Source organism: Acinetobacter sp. Ag2 (assembly GCF_001005515.1).
Taxonomy (GTDB): domain Bacteria; phylum Pseudomonadota; class Gammaproteobacteria; order Pseudomonadales; family Moraxellaceae; genus Acinetobacter; species Acinetobacter bereziniae.
In genome coordinates this window covers 94,295-109,998 of record NZ_LBNA01000052.1, presented here as the reverse complement: position 1 = coordinate 109,998, position 15,704 = coordinate 94,295, and the positions used below count along the sequence as shown (strand labels likewise).

General features: G+C 37.7%; 10 protein-coding genes. 4 read left to right on the top strand and 6 right to left on the bottom strand.

From position 1 onward, the window contains the following. Positions 1-12 precede the first annotated feature (12 nt). The gene (locus AAV97_RS13085; RefSeq protein WP_005031990.1) at positions 13-1,017 is read right to left on the bottom strand and encodes an adenosine kinase; all 1,005 of its coding nucleotides are present in this window, start codon (positions 1,015-1,017) and stop codon (positions 13-15) included. A gap of 260 nt (positions 1,018-1,277) precedes the next feature. On the opposite strand from AAV97_RS13085, the gene AAV97_RS13080 reads away from it, so the two are divergent. The 4 genes from AAV97_RS13080 (at position 1,278) to AAV97_RS13060 (ending at position 7,589) form a co-directional block, all read left to right on the top strand. After that, the gene (locus AAV97_RS13080) at positions 1,278-1,745 is read left to right on the top strand and encodes a GNAT family N-acetyltransferase (RefSeq protein ID WP_005031989.1); all 468 of its coding nucleotides are present in this window, start codon (positions 1,278-1,280) and stop codon (positions 1,743-1,745) included. Between the two features lie 734 nt (positions 1,746-2,479). Continuing rightward, the gene (locus AAV97_RS13070) at positions 2,480-5,419 is read left to right on the top strand and encodes an insulinase family protein (protein ID WP_004830447.1); all 2,940 of its coding nucleotides are present in this window, start codon (positions 2,480-2,482) and stop codon (positions 5,417-5,419) included. 340 nt (positions 5,420-5,759) lie between these two features. Beyond that, positions 5,760-6,908 carry a phospholipase A gene (locus AAV97_RS13065; protein WP_046760801.1) on the top strand — a complete coding sequence of 383 codons (1,149 nt, stop codon included), beginning with the start codon at positions 5,760-5,762 and terminating at the stop codon, positions 6,906-6,908. A gap of 198 nt (positions 6,909-7,106) precedes the next feature. Next, entirely contained in the window at positions 7,107-7,589 is a 483-nt protein-coding gene (locus AAV97_RS13060; RefSeq protein ID WP_046760800.1) for a MarR family winged helix-turn-helix transcriptional regulator, read from the top strand. A 100-nt stretch (positions 7,590-7,689) separates the two neighbouring features. Here the strand turns inward: AAV97_RS13060 and AAV97_RS13055 are convergent, their stop codons facing one another. The 5 genes from AAV97_RS13055 to AAV97_RS13030 all read right to left on the bottom strand — a co-directional run bounded on the left by AAV97_RS13055 (position 7,690) and on the right by AAV97_RS13030 (position 15,638). Then, positions 7,690-9,564 carry an ABC transporter ATP-binding protein gene (locus AAV97_RS13055; RefSeq protein ID WP_171249379.1) on the bottom strand — a complete coding sequence of 625 codons (1,875 nt, stop codon included), beginning with the start codon at positions 9,562-9,564 and terminating at the stop codon, positions 7,690-7,692. A gap of 284 nt (positions 9,565-9,848) precedes the next feature. Further along, positions 9,849-10,991 carry an alpha-hydroxy acid oxidase gene (locus AAV97_RS13050; RefSeq protein ID WP_046760798.1) on the bottom strand — a complete coding sequence of 381 codons (1,143 nt, stop codon included), beginning with the start codon at positions 10,989-10,991 and terminating at the stop codon, positions 9,849-9,851. Positions 10,992-11,573: 582 nt separating this feature from the next. Next, the gene (locus AAV97_RS13040; RefSeq protein ID WP_046760797.1) at positions 11,574-13,136 is read right to left on the bottom strand and encodes a PepSY-associated TM helix domain-containing protein; all 1,563 of its coding nucleotides are present in this window, start codon (positions 13,134-13,136) and stop codon (positions 11,574-11,576) included. 3 nt (positions 13,137-13,139) lie between these two features. Next, on the bottom strand, positions 13,140-13,418 hold the full coding sequence (locus tag AAV97_RS21450; RefSeq protein WP_004830455.1) for a hypothetical protein: 279 nt from the start codon (positions 13,416-13,418) through the stop codon (positions 13,140-13,142). Positions 13,419-13,478: 60 nt separating this feature from the next. Beyond that, positions 13,479-15,638, bottom strand: a complete 2,160-nt coding sequence (locus AAV97_RS13030) for a TonB-dependent siderophore receptor (RefSeq protein ID WP_046760796.1) — start codon at positions 15,636-15,638, stop codon at positions 13,479-13,481. Positions 15,639-15,704 lie beyond the last annotated feature (66 nt).

Genomic DNA, 15,704 nt, shown 5'->3' with positions numbered 1-15,704 from the left:
TTTTTCAGCCATTTATGCACATTCCTTTTTGAATGTTTCGAGCAGAGTCGCATATTCTGCAATTTCTAAACGAGGTCCAAATTTAGCCACTACCTCACTAGAAACAAGAATAGCAAGTTGCGCTGCTGTTTGTAAATTTTCACCACAATTTAACGCATATAGGAATGCGCCTGAAAAGGCATCGCCAGCACCATTCGCATCAACAGCATTGACTTTACGACCAGGGACATAAAAATGTTGATCTTGATTGGAGACTAAAGCGCCTTTTGCACTTAACGTAATCACGACGTCTCGGCTCAAGGTTTTTAACTTTGCCAAAGCAGCTTCGACAGTATCCGTTTCTGTATACAGCATCGCTTCTTGTTCATTACAGAAAATCAGATCTACGCCATCGTCGAGTAATTCGTTTAAACCTTGACGAGCATATTGCACCATTGCTGGGTCGGAAAGGGTAAGGGCGATTTTAACATTGTGTTCGCGTGCAATTTGACGTGCTTGTTTGACCGCTAAGCGAGCAGTATCACTGGTGGATAAATAACCTTCAATATAGAGCCATTGTGCTGTTTTTAAAGGTTCAAAATCCATTTGTTGTGCTGAAAGTTCTGCAGTGATGCCTAAATAGGTCTGCATGGTGCGTTCTGAATCATCACTGACAAGTACCATACATGTTCCCGTCACACCTTCGCTGATCGATTTTTGTGAAGTTATGATTCCAGCATCATTCAAGCCGTCAAGATAAATGCGTCCTAATTCATCATTGCCTACACGGCAAGCATAAAATGCAGAAGACCCCAGCGCACTAAATGCAACTGTGGTATTGGCAGCAGAACCGCCTGAAGCTTGTCCTTTATAAACTTGGCTGGCATTTAAATTGTTGTAGAGTTGGGCTTGAGTATCACCATCAGCCAATTGCATGGTACCTTTTTGCAAATTTTGTTCAGTCAAAAACTGATCTGAAACTCTAAATTCTTGGTCAATTAATGCATTACCAATTGCAAAAAGATCAACTGTTGCCATGTTCTTCATCACATCAATGTTAAAAAACTAAAGTTTACACCAATGCTCAACTTTACAGTAGATTGTTGAAAAAAATTCATTTATGACTCAAGTAGTACATTCATGAATTTTTATAAGTTCTGCTATTGCACAGTAGTTGAATAGTTCCTAAGATTCAAACACAAGCTCTATCTTGAGTTCGCTATATCATCAGGTTATATATCGAGAATAGATACAAGTTGAGTCAATGGTCTATCGTTTTAAAACACATTGGAGATTGAGTGAATATTTTAATTCAACAGGTTGATCAATTGCCTGCACAAATTCAAGATTTAGCCGCGGTTGCTGAAAAAGAAGGTTTTCAATTTATTCAACGGTTGATTGATGAGTATCAACAAGGAAAAAATAAATTTAATCGTCAAGGTGAATTTTTACTGGTTGCATTTAATGGCGATAAACTGATTGCTTGTGGCGGTCTCAATATTCAAATGAGCGAAGATAGTGAGACCAATCAAAAGCCTGAAACACAGCATAAAATCGGTCGTGTACGTCGTTTCTATGTGTTACCTGAATATCGTAAAAGCGGTATAGGTAAGCGTTTATTGCAAGACCTCGAAAAAAAAGCAAAATCTCATTTTTCTGCACTGTGCTTAAATAGCGAAAAAGATGCAGCTCCATTTTATCAAAAGCAAAATTATGTATTTGTTGAAAATCATCCCAATTATAACTATTTCAAATACTTGATATAGTGAATTGAAAATCTTTGCCCAATAATGAGCCTTTAATTAAAGATTAGAAGAATCAATAAGTAGACATGCGCATCATCTGAACTCATGTAGGGGCTTTATGCTTTTGGGGATTGATCTAAATTAATCTCCAAAACTTAAATATTGATTTTTATAATTTTATTTTTCAATAAGCTATAGTCAATCTGTTGAAAAATCCATATAGTAAATATAATTTCTAGATCAATAAAATCATTGCGATAAAGATATTGTTTGATGATATAAAGCTTGCAATACAAAGCTTTATATCTAAAGTTTAAATTGGTTTGTGTAGGCGATGCTTCGCTTTTCATAACCACTTTTTTGTTTAACAACATTCTTGCACTGCAAACAAAGCAGTGCGTTGTTTTTGCTCACATATCTACGCTCAACATGGCGACATCCATGTCGCCTCACGATAGAAAGACCATCGATGATTCAAAATGCAAAAATTAAACTAATCACCAAAAGTTTCTGACTCTTATATAAAAAATCAGATTCAAGTCATTATCAATAAAAAATTTAAGTTTTACAGTGATGATCGAATCTTTTGATCATCACTTTTTTTATTTAACTCATTGCTCATTCTTGATATTTCAACGACGAGTCCTGATTAATCCTGATTGATTTACTAAGAATTAGTGTTAGGAATGAATCGCATTTATTTAAGTTTCAGTTATACTTAAACGTATAGATAAACATTTAATATTGGAGATCGCATGACTGTAGATGTCACTGAAACCTTATCTCAAACTGTTCATCCTGCGTTTCAGCTGGTACGTCAACACCATGTAGAAGCTTTAGACATTTTAGTGTCTGAATATAAACATAAAGTGACTGGTGCAATGCACTACCATTTGGCAACCGATCACGACGAAAATGTGTTTCTGGTTGCTTTCCGTACTCAACCGATGGATTCAAAGGGTGAGGCACATATCTTAGAGCATACTGCGTTATGTGGTTCAGAGAAATTCCCTGTACGTGATCCATTTTTTCTGATGATTCGACGTTCTTTAAATACATTTATGAATGCATTTACTGCGGCGGATTGGACAGCGTATCCATTTGCGACACAAAACAAAAAAGACTTCCAAAACCTGTTGGAAGTTTATATGGATGCTGCTTTTGCTGCTAATTTAAATCCTTTGGATTTTGCACAAGAAGGCATTCGTATTGAGCTGGAAGATGGTCAGCCAGTTTATAAGGGTGTGGTATTTAATGAGATGAAAGGTGCAATGAGTTCACCTTCTGATCAACTTTATCACCAATTGGCACATCATTTATTCCCGAAAACCACTTACCATTATAATTCTGGTGGTGATCCTAAGGATATTCCAGACTTGAGTTATGATGAGTTGGTGACTTTCTATAAATCACATTATCACCCAAGCAATGCAATCTTCATGACTTTTGGTGATCAATCTGCCTATCATTTACAAGAGCAGTTTGAAAAGTTAGCACTTTCTAAGTTTACAAAAGGCGAAACGATCTATTCAAAAGAAGAGCAACGTTTAACGGCACCAATTGAAGTACAAGAAACGTATGCGGTTGATGCAGAAGATTTAAAAGATAAGACATACCATATTTTGTCGTGGTTATTGCCAAAAACCAGTGATGTTAAATTACGTTTAGGTATGCGTTTGGTTGAAGGGATTTTATTAGAAAACTCTGCTTCACCACTACGTCATTATCTTGAGACTTGTGGTTATGCGCAGTCTACCGGTCCAATCATGGGTGTAGATGATTCAAACTATGAGATGACTTTTTATTGTGGTGTACAAGGCTCCAATCCTGAACATGCCGAAGCATTTAGACAAGGTGTGTTGAACATTTTACAAGACGTTGCTTCAAAACCAATTGACAAAGATATGGTTGATGCGATTTTACATCAAATTGAATTGCATCAACGTGAAATCAGTGGTGATGGTACTCCATATGGTTTAACACTGATTTTGAATGGTCTAGGTAGTGCAATTCATCACAATGATCCAATTCATGCATGGGACGTAGATACCGTTATTGCTGAAGTCAAAGAAGAGCTCAAAGATCCAATGTGGTTATCGAACTTAATTCAAGTTCATTTATTGGATAATCCACATCGTGTACAAATGACCCTTGTACCAGATGCAAATAAATCTGCACTGGAAGCACAAGAAGAGAAAGCACGTTTGGCAAAAATTGGTGCTGCTTTAACAGATGCTGATAAAGCTGAAATTATTGCACAAACAGAAGCTTTAAAAGTTCGTCAAGAGACTCCCGATAATTTAGATCTATTGCCTAAAGTGGGTTTGGAAGATATTCCAGCTGAGTTGCCAATTGTACAAGGTCAATTGCGTGAGATTATCTGTAATGGTATTGATACGCCATTGAATTTGTATCATGCAGGGACTAATGGTATTTACTACCAACAAGTGCTGATTCAAATTCCTGATCAAATTGTAAAATCACCTTATTTCAACTTATTATCCGTTTTAATGGGGGAAGTTGGTGCTGGTGAATATGATTATTTGCAACTTCAACAACTTCAAACTGCGGTGAGTGGTGGTTTAGGCATGGGCGCATCATTGCGTTCTAAAACCGATGATAAAGGTCAAATTAGTGCTTGGTTAACCCTGACCACTAAATCATTGACAGATAGATTTGATGCGATTGGTTTACTCAAGCTTGCTTTTGAGCAATTACGTTTTGATGAGAAAGATCGCATTATCGAACTGTTACAACAACGTAAGACACGTTGGGCTTCACGTTTGTCTGGCTCTGGTCATAGTTATGCAATGCAAATTGCATCGCGTCAGATGAGTGCTCTGGCAAAACGTGATTATGATAATACAGGCTTGGGTGCTTTAAATTGGTTGGGTGATCTGGTTGCTAAAATTGAAAATGATGAAGTGGCTTATGATGAATTCATTGAAGAATTAAAATCAATTCATCGTGGTTTAATGCTTGCACCAAAACAGTTCTTATTGGTGTGTGAAGAACATCATTCAGAACGTCTGGTTGAAGAAGTCCAAATCGTTTGGGATAAATTGAGTGTAGATCAAGCACCAGTATATTTGTCTAAGGTTGAGCAAGATGACAGTCATGCTGATCAAGCTTGGTTGATTCAAGCCAATGTCCAGTTCTGTGCCTCTGCGTATCAAGCGGTGGAAGTTTCACATCCAGATGCTGCACCTTTGATGGTTCTGGCTGGTTATTTACGTAATGGTTTCTTACACAGTGCAATCCGTGAAAAAGGCGGTGCATATGGGGGGGGAGCGAGTTATGATGGCAATGCATGTGCTTTCCGTTTTTATAGTTATCGCGACCCTCGTCTTGCAGAAACGTTCCAAGACTTTGAAGCAAGTTTGGATTGGTTGTTGAACAAGGAGCAGCATGCTTATCAACTTGAAGAAGCAATTCTGGGGTTGGTTTCAAGTATGGATAAACCTGGTTCTCCAGCAGGTGAAGCAATCACGGCATGTTATGCCTTGCTTCATGGACGCACTCCTGCGTTTAGAAAGCAATTACGTGAACGATTATTAAACGTTACTATTGACGATCTTAAGCGTGTAACACAAACTTATTTGGTTGAGCAAAAGCCTGTAAAAGCAGTCGTGGCACCAGTTGCCAAAAAAGAGTTGTTAGAACAATTAGGTTTTGAAATTAAAAAAGTAAATTAACTCAAAAAAGGGTCTGTGGACAATTCGTCTATGTTTGCGACTAGGTGTGTTTTTTAGGCGATTCTAGGCGCGAAATACGAAATTTAGTTATTCTAAATGAGTAGTTCGGAACGAAGAAGCGACAAAAAACATGCTAGTCCCCGCTGCGCCTTGCGCTGCAAACAAAGCAGTGCTTTGTTTTTGCTCAGGGTTGTGGTTAAAATTATCTCAGGCTACGTTATGAAACTTAAAAATAGTCTCGCTATTCTCTTCATTTCATGCCTTACCTGCTCAATTTTAACCTACAACGCAAGCCATTTATGAAATGTCCACAGCCCCTAAATTCTTTCTGGAGAAATCTATGTCGTTCAAAAGTTTTGAACGTACACCAGTGAATCTGAGCATCTTAATGATGCTCAGTTTTGGTTTGGTGACCACTGTTTATGCAGACGATGCGGCTCAAGTGAATCCTGCAAGCACTCAAGCTTGTGTGGCACTAGAATCAAATGCTGATCGTTTAGCCTGTTACGATAAGATATTTAAAACGCCTGCAATTCCTGCGCAAGTACTGGTTTCAGAACAACGGGCAGCGATGGACATCGAAAAAGCAAAGCCAGAGCCAGTAACGCTTAAAGAAAAAATTGGGCAAACTGCTGAAAATTTATTTGCTATTCATGGTGATAAGATTGACCCAAACACATCGTTATTGGATCGCCGTTGGGAGTTGTCTCAAGACAGTAAGTTGGGCACATGGAATATTCGTGCACATCAACCTGTTTATTTGCTTCCTGCTTTCTGGACCAGCAAGAAAAATGAATTCCCACATAGTCCAAATCCACAGAATACTGTAGATGAAGATCAAAATTTAAAATCAATGGAAGCTAAATTCCAAATTTCCTTAAAAACTAAGGCGGTGGAAAATCTGTTTGGAAATAATGGTGATCTTTGGCTGGGCTATACACAATCTTCGCGTTGGCAGGTTTATAACAGTGAAGAGTCTCGTCCATTTCGTGAAACAAACTATGAGCCTGAAGCAAGCTTGATGTTTAGAACCAATTATAATTTATTGGGTTTAAATGGTCGTTTGCTTGGACTAACCTTAAATCACCAATCTAATGGTCGTTCTGATCCGCTTTCACGTAGTTGGAACCGTGTGATTTTAAATCTCGGTTTTGAAAAAGATAATTTTGCTTTAATGGTCCGTCCATGGTATCGCATCGAGGAAGATTTCAAAGACGATAATAATCCAGATATTAAGAACTATATCGGGCGTGGCGATTTAACCGCATTCTACCGTTGGAATGATAATGACTTTTCACTGATGCTGCGCCACTCTTTAAAAGGTGGTGATGATTCACATGGTGCGATGCAATTTGATTGGGCGTTTCCAATCAAAGGTAAACTTCGTGGGCATTTTCAATTGTTTGATGGTTATGGTGAGAGTTTGATTGATTATAATCATCGTGCAACTTATGTCGGCTTAGGTGTTTCTTTGATGAATTGGTACTAGTGATGATTGATGTTTAAATTATCTCTTTGTGTGAAAAGAAACGGCGCTAGATTTTAATATTTAAGTCATTTGAGCGGTATTTTTCATCGTACAAATATGATAGAAATGAAAATTTACTTAGCTGTATTAGAGAGGTAATTTATATGGATATCTATCTCTAATGACTAAAAATGATAAAGCAAGTTTGGATCAAGTCTAATGTCAAATGAACAGATTAGCGCACATGATGCTAATTTATATGCCATCAATAACCGTTTAACCTTTAGACTCTTTCAACTCGGCAATACGCTTGATCGGATGAGTAGTAAAGAACTTGGTGTTTCTCCAGTGCATTGGGCTGTACTTGGGGCATTGTCAAGAGAGCAGGTAAGAGAAGGAATGTCTTTTTCTGATTTGACAGAATATCTTGGAGTAAGCCGACAAAATTTAGATGGTGTTCTTAAGCGTTTAGAGCGTGACCAACATGTCATTCGTTTTGCGGATCAAATTGATCGCCGTGCTAAGAAAGTGATGTTAACAGAACAGGGGCACATATTCTGGAATCAGTTGCAGCTGAAAGTATATGAATTTTATCGTCAAGCGATGGATGGTTTTTTATTTGATGATAAAGTCACTTTTGTGCATTTCTTGAATAAATTAAATAAAGGGATGCAGAGTGTAGAGCTTAAAGATCAAGAATAAAGCTGTGAAGTTTAAAAGAGTTTAAACGCTTTCTTCAAAAGAAAAGCCACGTCTACAAGATGACGTGGCTTTTCTTTTTATTAGCATTTCATTAATTGTACTAGCTCAGGCTTGCTTGTTTCTCTTCATCTTCCTGTTTGATTTTTTGCTCAGGTTCAACTAAAAAGCCACCAGTCTGTCTTTGCCACAAGTGAGCATAAATCCCATTTTGAGCAATCAACTCTTCATGTGTGCCTTGTTCCGCAATATGACCTTGATCTAAGACAATTAAGCGATCCATCTGTGCAATAGTTGAAAGGCGATGAGCAATTGCAATGACTGTTTTATTTTCCATCAACTCATCAAGGCTGGATTGAATCGCAGCTTCCACCTCAGAGTCCAAGGCGCTGGTAGCTTCATCTAAAATTAAAATCGGTGCATCTTTTAAAAATACACGTGCAATTGCAATACGTTGACGCTGACCACCAGAAAGCTTTACACCACGCTCACCAACATAGGCATCGTAACCTGTACGTCCTCTTAAATCGGAAAGTTGAGGAATAAACTCATCAGCTTTTGCTTTACGTACTGCTTCATACATTTCTTCATCAGTCGCATCTGGGCGACCATATTTAATATTTTCGGCAACTGTACGATGTAATAATGAAGTGTCTTGTGTCACAAGTGCGATATTTTTTCTCAAGCTGTCTTGAGTAACATCTTCAATATTTTGACCATCAATGCTGATTTTGCCATTATTGATGGTGTAGAAATGTAGCAATAACTGAATCAGTGTTGATTTACCTGCTCCAGAGCGACCCACAATACCAATCTTTTCACCTGGTTGAATATTCAAATTAAAATGATCAATCACATTTTTACTGTTGTAGGCAAAAGTGACATCATCAAATCGGATATTGCCTTGGCTTACCACAAGCGGTTTTGCATCCTCTTTATCTTGAATGTTAATTGGGCGACCAAGCGTTTGCATACCATCTTGAATTGTCCCTACATTTTCGAACAGGGCAGAAGTTTGCCACATCATAAACTCAGCCATGCTGTTTAATTTAAGAATCATAGCAGTGGTTGCGGCAATCACACCGATGGCAGCTTGACCCTGTAGCCATAACCAAACTGCGGTCCCCAAAACCCCAAAAAATAAAACCGCAGTCAGTAAATTAATGCAAATTTCATATGAAGTACCTAAACGCATTTGTTTAAAGACAGTGCGCATAAATTCTTTCATTGATTCTTTTGCATATTGGCTTTCACGCCCTGCATGTGCAAATAATTTTACAGTTTGGATGTTGGTATAGGCATCGGTCACTCGACCTGTCATCACTGCGCGAGCATCTGCTTGTTCTTTGGAAATACGTCCTAATCTTGGAATAAAATATTTTGCTGCACTGATAAATAGTGCTAACCAAACCAGAAGTGGAATCAGTAAAATTGGAGAAATTGAGCCTAATACAATACTGATGGTAATAAAGTAAATCACGACATAAGTGACCATATCACCCAAGATTACCCAGAACTCACGCACAGCAAGCGCAGTTTGCATGACTTTGGCTGACAAACGTCCTGCAAAATCATTGTGGAAAAAGTCCAAACCGTGACGAAGCAATAGATTATGGAATCTCCAACGTAAACGCATCGGAAAACTGCTGTATAAAATTTGATGTCTGACAATGGATTGCATATTGGCGAAAAAAATATTCGCTAATAAGATAAGTGAGAGCACAACCAAATTTTGCTGGTGATTGGTTAAAAATGCTTCAGGTTTTGATTGTGTCAACCAATCAACGAGATGACCAATTTGTGAAAAAAATAGTGCTTCAAAGCTGGCTGTTGCAGCAGTGAAGAGTATTAAGATCAATAAATAGCGTTTAACACCAGTGGCAGCCTGCCAAACAAAAGCAAAGAATGTCGTAGGTAATGGTTCGTTTAAACCTTTCGATGGATATGGATCTACTAACTTTTCAAACCATTGCAGCAACATAAAATCCTCATGGAAATTTTATAGATTGATTAAATTATAGCGGTGAAGTGATGTCATTGACTGAAATGCTGGAATCAGTTTAAGCAAAATTCAGCAATATTGGGAGAGTAAAAAAGTGAAATTGATTGTATCGTTTTAGTGGGGATTACACCAGTTTTTTATATCGAAAAAAAGCGATTTGATTTATTGATCATGTCAATTATATCTTTGATGGATCTGTTTGAATCACTGGAATGGATATTCAATCGTTGAATATCCAATTTGACGTGAGTCGGCGAGGCTTATCTTAAAATGCTTTTATCAATGTTCTGAATATTCACTTTCCCACAGAATGCCATACTTAAATCCAGTTCTTTTTGAATGATTTCCAAGACGCGATATACACCTTGTTCTCCATAAGCACCTAAACCATAAATAAATGCTCGACCAATTAAACAGCCTTTAGCACCTAAAGCGATAGCTTTTAAAACATCTTGTCCACTACGGATTCCACTATCAATATAGACTTCTGTTTTGTCTCCGACAGCGAGTACAATTTCCTCAAGAACTGAAATGCTTGATGGAGCACTATCCAGTTGTCGACCACCATGATTGGAAACAACAATTGCATCTGCTCCAGCATTTACAGCAGCGATCGCATCGTCCACTTCCATAATGCCTTTGATAATCAGTTTACCGCCCCATTGTTGTTTGACCCATTCGACATCTTTCCAGCTTAACTTCATGTCAAATTGCTCAGTTGTCCATGCAGCTAGAGAACCCGTATTACTGATCCCATCGACATGTCCGACGATGTTACCAAAGCTTCTTCTTGGTGTCTTAAGCATAGCTAAGCACCAAACGGGTTTGGTGCACATATTGATAAGATTGCCCAAGGTTAATTTTGGAGGTGCTGATAAGCCATTTTTAATGTCTTTATGACGTTGTCCCATGATTTGTAAATCAGCCGTTAACACCAATGCAGAACATTTAGCATTTTTTGCACGTTGAATAAGCTGTTGCATAAAATGTCGATCTTTCATCATGTACAGCTGAAACCAAAAAGGTTGTGTAGTTGCGGCAGCGACATCTTCAATCGAACAAATACTCATGGTCGACATAATATAAGGAATACCAAATTTTTCAGCAGCTTTGGCAGCAAGAATTTCGCCATCGGCATGTTGCATGCCAATTAAACCAGTAGGCGCCAATGCCACCGGCATGGAAACAGATTGTCCTAACATTTCGGTTTTCACGGAACGATTGTCCATGTCCACCAAAACCTTTTGTCGGAACAAGTATTTTTTAAAATCCTCACTATTTTGCTGCCATGTCTGTTCAGTCCATGAACCTGAATCACAATAATCAACAAACATTTTAGGAACACGTCGATGATAAATTTCACGCATATCTGCAACGCAGGTGATTTTTTGTAATGTGGTCATGATGATTCCTTGTTGAATTGTGCAATTGCAATTCAAATTGTTATTGGGGAAGAGTGATAAGGATTATTCTAAGACGATTATTTTAACAATAAGTAAAAAAATAGATGAAAAGTAAACTAAATGGTTGAATTTTATTCACTGGTTTTGACTCAGTCATGTTTCATATAAACCCTGTATTGTTGTTTATTCATACAGTGTTTTATTTGTTAAAGTAAAAATGTAGATCAGTTTTTTTGTCTATCTTGTCATATGTTTTTAAAGATAAAGACTCAAGAACTTCTTGGGGGAAAGGGTACTGCTATTTTTTGGTTTTAGGTTTTAAATCATTTATCGACAGAATTAATCCAAACAGTAGCGGTGTGCTGAGCACACATAAAGCAACAAATGAAATGCTATCGCCATACTCTAGGTTATAGAGCAACAAGGCAATGACAATGCAAATGAATGCAGTGAGTTTTACAGATTTAACATGTTTGCTAAGCACAGAAAATCGACTCTTCTGTGTTTTATTAATCTGTTTAGAACTGACAAGGTAAAGTCCATAACTTGCTATTAAAATCAATAATGATGCAAGAGCAAATATCATGAGCTTATTTCCTGAATTTGTTTATGGGCTAATTTTTTCTGAATTTTTGCCACAGCTTTATTTTGAATTGGTGTAATTTTTTGATGTAAAAATATACCTAAGAACGCAATCATCCAAATCATGACATCTACACGTAGGAATAACCAATAATCATAGATTGAATGAATATAATGGTTTGAAATAAGATAATAGAGATTGAAAATTGGCAATGCTAATGTCATTACAATAATTAGTTTAAGCTGTGTTTTCCACAAATATTGCTGTTTAGAAACTAGAGCAATAATCAAGCTAAAAAGCCATAAATAAAAAAAAGTATAGATTTCATAATTAGGACCATCTGCTTTTATACTCACAATTCGGTTGGCATATAAGTAAGCTAACATGGCAATCGGTAAGCCAAGAATCAGTGCTGTGTTTAATCGATTGACCAAGTAGTGTCCAAAGTGAAATTGGTCATTTTTCTTTTGAAGTTGGCGTTTTAGGCTCCATAATAATAAACCAGAGGCAATCATTGCACAGCCCAGCAAGCCAGAAAAGAACAAAGCTAATCGCAAAAGTGGTTGAGCAAAATTTGCCATATGCAAACCATACATGCTCGCATTTAATGTTGCGATGGCACTGTTATTACGCGTGTTGCCTAAGATTGTGCCTGTAGTGCCATTAAAACTCATTTGTGCTTGATTTCGAGTGATGGAATGGTCTTCCAAAGCTGTGACTGTTACTTTGGCTAATTGTGTGTTCGGCTGGTCTACAGCGATATGATCAAAACTGGTTTTTCCCCATTGTTGTTGCGCTTGTTGGAGAAAGTACTGAATTGGTTTCATCTTTTCAGGTATTACAGTTTGGTCTTTCGCTGTTGTTGAAATATTGCGAATCTCATCGAAATATTGAAATGGATTGTCTGGATACGATTTTTTCATACCTGCAGGAAAGAGCAAATAGAAAAAGATAGCGAGCCCTGTAAAGGTAATGGTTAAGAAAAAAGGCAATGCAATGACAGAGCTCATATTGTGGAAATCTAAATACGAGCGTTGACCTTTAAAGGCTCTTAAAGTAAAGAATTCAGTGAATATTTTTTTATGCGTAATGATGCCCGAAATTAAGGTAATAAACATAATCAGTGCAGCAAAGGTAACAATTAAACGCCCAATTGCATAGGGAATGCCATATAATTGATAATGGAAACTATAAAAAAAATCGCCGCCTTGTGTTGCAGAAAGACTGAGTTCTTGACCAGTATTGGCATCTAAAGTTTTACTTTCGTATCCACCATCTGCTTTTTGCCAATAAATCTTATTGACTGGGCTATTCGGATTGGCGATACCGATATACCAACTTTTAGCATTGGGTGCATTTTTCTGTAGATAATCATAAGCAGATTGCACAGCCGTTTGTTGATTGACTTGCATACTGGCAAATTGTGGTTGCATCCACATATTCACTTCATGCCGATAGTAAGTCACAGTGCCGGTTAAAAAAATTGCAAACAGTAACCAACCAAAACTCAGACCAATCCAAGAGTGTAACCATGCCATAGATTGACGAACAGATTTATGCATGAGCTAACCTATGAATTTTGAAAAGAGAAAGAGGGCAATCATGAGTATGAGGCTGATTATCGACAACTTTTTTAGAGAATGTACACAAAAACTGATAATCACAAAAACAATGTAAAAAAACAGTGCGATAAATGCGGCCAAATAAATAGACTCGGCTTTTGCCAAGTAAGGATAAAATACATCAATCAATGCGACTGATAATAAATAGCTACCTGCATAGCCAATACCGAATGCCAGTATAAAGCGGTATAACACTGATAAGGGGTAAAGAACAGTTTGCATAAAGGGCACTTTTTTACAATTAAAAACGCCTTAATCACTTAGGACTAAGGCGAGTTCCGATTAATATTTAAATTTTACAGCAACACTATAGTTGGCTGGTGCACCATAAAATGCCTGACCATCTGGAAAACTGTATAAATATTTTTTGTCTGTTACATTGTTTGCATTAGCCTGTAGCGATATATGATTGTTTAAATCATAACTGGTCATCAGATTAACTAACGCATATGCATCTTGGGTAATTGTACTATTGATTGAGGAATCATACAGCTTGGTGGCTTCTTGCCATTGCAATGATGCACCCACTTTAAGTTTTGGTAACGCAGGTACAGTATAGGTGGTCAAAAGATTAATGGTCTGATTCGGATTATATGTCCGTGCATCGCCACCATTTTTTAAATCTTTTAAGCTAAATTGGCTATAACCAAATGCGATATTTAAGTGATCAGTTAGTTGTCCAGCCAAACCAACTTCAAGACCTTGAGAGCGTAAGTCGCTGGTTTCCACCTTACGATTGAGTGGGTTGCCGTCAGAATTGCGTAGAGGATAATTCGTCTGTTCTGTACGGAACACCGCCAAGGTTCCAGTAAGTTTGTCATCTAGCCATGAACTCTTAATACCTGCCTCATAACTTTCACCCTCAACAGGCTTGAGTGCTTTATTATCCGTTCCTAATCCAGATTGTGGACGGAAAATAGAGGTATAGCTTAAATAACCTGTATATTCTGGAGTGAAGTTATAGGTAATTCCAGCATATGGGGATACTTTGTTTTCATCATATGCCATTGATGAGCCATAACTTTTACCTTCACTCTTAGCTTGAACATAATTTAAACCAAGTAATAGTTTTAAATCATCATTTAAGTGTACGCGTGTCGCTGCATATACTGAATTGAGCTTTTGCGTATAGTTTGCAGCATCACTAAAAGCTGACCAAGTGACTGATTGAGGTGTCCAGCTTGCCCAGTCTGTAGTGAATTGGCGTAAGTAGCCTAATGAATTATCGTTCCTGATATTGCTATCATTAATTGTGCCTGATGTCTGTTGATCATATTGCTTGTTTTGTAGATAACTATAACCTAGAGTTGCTTCATGCTCACGACCAAATAGTGAATATGAGCCTTGTACATTCAAATCAGCAAAATGACTTTTTAAACTTTCTTTGCCACCCCAAGCAGTAAGGGCGACATCTCCACCACCTTGATCAGGATAACCATAATAATAAAGTAAGTTACTGTTATGATCGGTTTGGGTATAATTATAGCTAAGCTTGGCTGTCCATTTTTCATTAATCTTTTGCTTTAACTCTGCAAAAGCATTTTGTGTTTTGTTGTCCCAATATGCCCAATCTGGATTGGGGTTATAATCACGGTTATAAGAAAGTTGCTTTCCATCTGCACCTAGAAGTGGCAAAGCACCCCAGTTATTTGCATTTGGTTTATTTTGTTGTTGACTATAACCTACGGTAAGTAGGGTGGAATCTGTCAGGTCTGCATCAATGATGCCTGAAAAGCCATTCTTCTCTGATGAATAACGATCGAGATAAGAATCCCCAGTTTGCTCGTAGCCCATCAAGCGACCACGAATGCTACCATCTTTATTCAACGCACCAGAAACATCTGCCTCATAACGTTGAGTATTCCAAGAACCATAACTAATACCCGCATTGGCTTGAAACTCTTGCGTTGGTCGTTTACGAATATAATCAATAGTTGCACTTGGATCGCCGAAAGCATTGGTCAGTGCATCTGCACCTTTAATCACATCGATTCGATCATAAAAATAAGTGTCTGGATTGGTGTTGTTATAATTATAACTACTTGAAGGGAATCCAACCCCATCCGTTAATAGATTTGAGATTTCAAAACCACGAGCAGTATAGGTTGAGCGCTCAGTTTCTTGATTGCTGACAGTGATTCCAGACGTATTACTCAAGGCATCTCTGGTACTATTCATTGCAAAATCATTCATTTGCTGCCGTGTAACGACATTGACTGTTTGCGGAGTTTCTTTAACAGGGATATTCAGCTTGGCAGCGCTGGTTGATTTTTTAACGATATACGATTTGCTTTGCTCGGAGCTTAATTCCGTTTGTTCAGCTGTCGCTTGAACGGAAATCGTGGGTAAGTTTTGTAAATCATCAGCAAAACTTTGTTGCGCAGTGAATACGGCTAAACTCATGAGCGAGAGTTTAAAGCGGGTTGGGAGAGAGTTGATCATTGTGGTCTTAAATGATAATAATTATCGCTTAGTTTATTGTTTGTCTATCTGTGAGACAATAGTCGG

Excerpts from the sequence above, each read along its gene's own strand:
- AAV97_RS13030 (WP_046760796.1), bottom strand. The coding sequence starts at position 15,638 with ATGATCAACTCTCTCCCAACCCGCTTTAAACTCTCGCTCATGAGTTTA.
- AAV97_RS13085 (WP_005031990.1), bottom strand. The coding sequence starts at position 1,017 with ATGGCAACAGTTGATCTTTTTGCAATTGGTAATGCATTAATTGACCAA.
- AAV97_RS13050 (WP_046760798.1), bottom strand. The coding sequence starts at position 10,991 with ATGACCACATTACAAAAAATCACCTGCGTTGCAGATATGCGTGAAATT.
- AAV97_RS13065 (WP_046760801.1), top strand. The coding sequence starts at position 5,760 with ATGTCGTTCAAAAGTTTTGAACGTACACCAGTGAATCTGAGCATCTTA.
- AAV97_RS13070 (WP_004830447.1), top strand. The coding sequence starts at position 2,480 with ATGACTGTAGATGTCACTGAAACCTTATCTCAAACTGTTCATCCTGCG.
- AAV97_RS21450 (WP_004830455.1), bottom strand. The coding sequence starts at position 13,418 with ATGCAAACTGTTCTTTACCCCTTATCAGTGTTATACCGCTTTATACTG.
- AAV97_RS13060 (WP_046760800.1), top strand. The coding sequence starts at position 7,107 with ATGTCAAATGAACAGATTAGCGCACATGATGCTAATTTATATGCCATC.
- AAV97_RS13040 (WP_046760797.1), bottom strand. The coding sequence starts at position 13,136 with ATGCATAAATCTGTTCGTCAATCTATGGCATGGTTACACTCTTGGATT.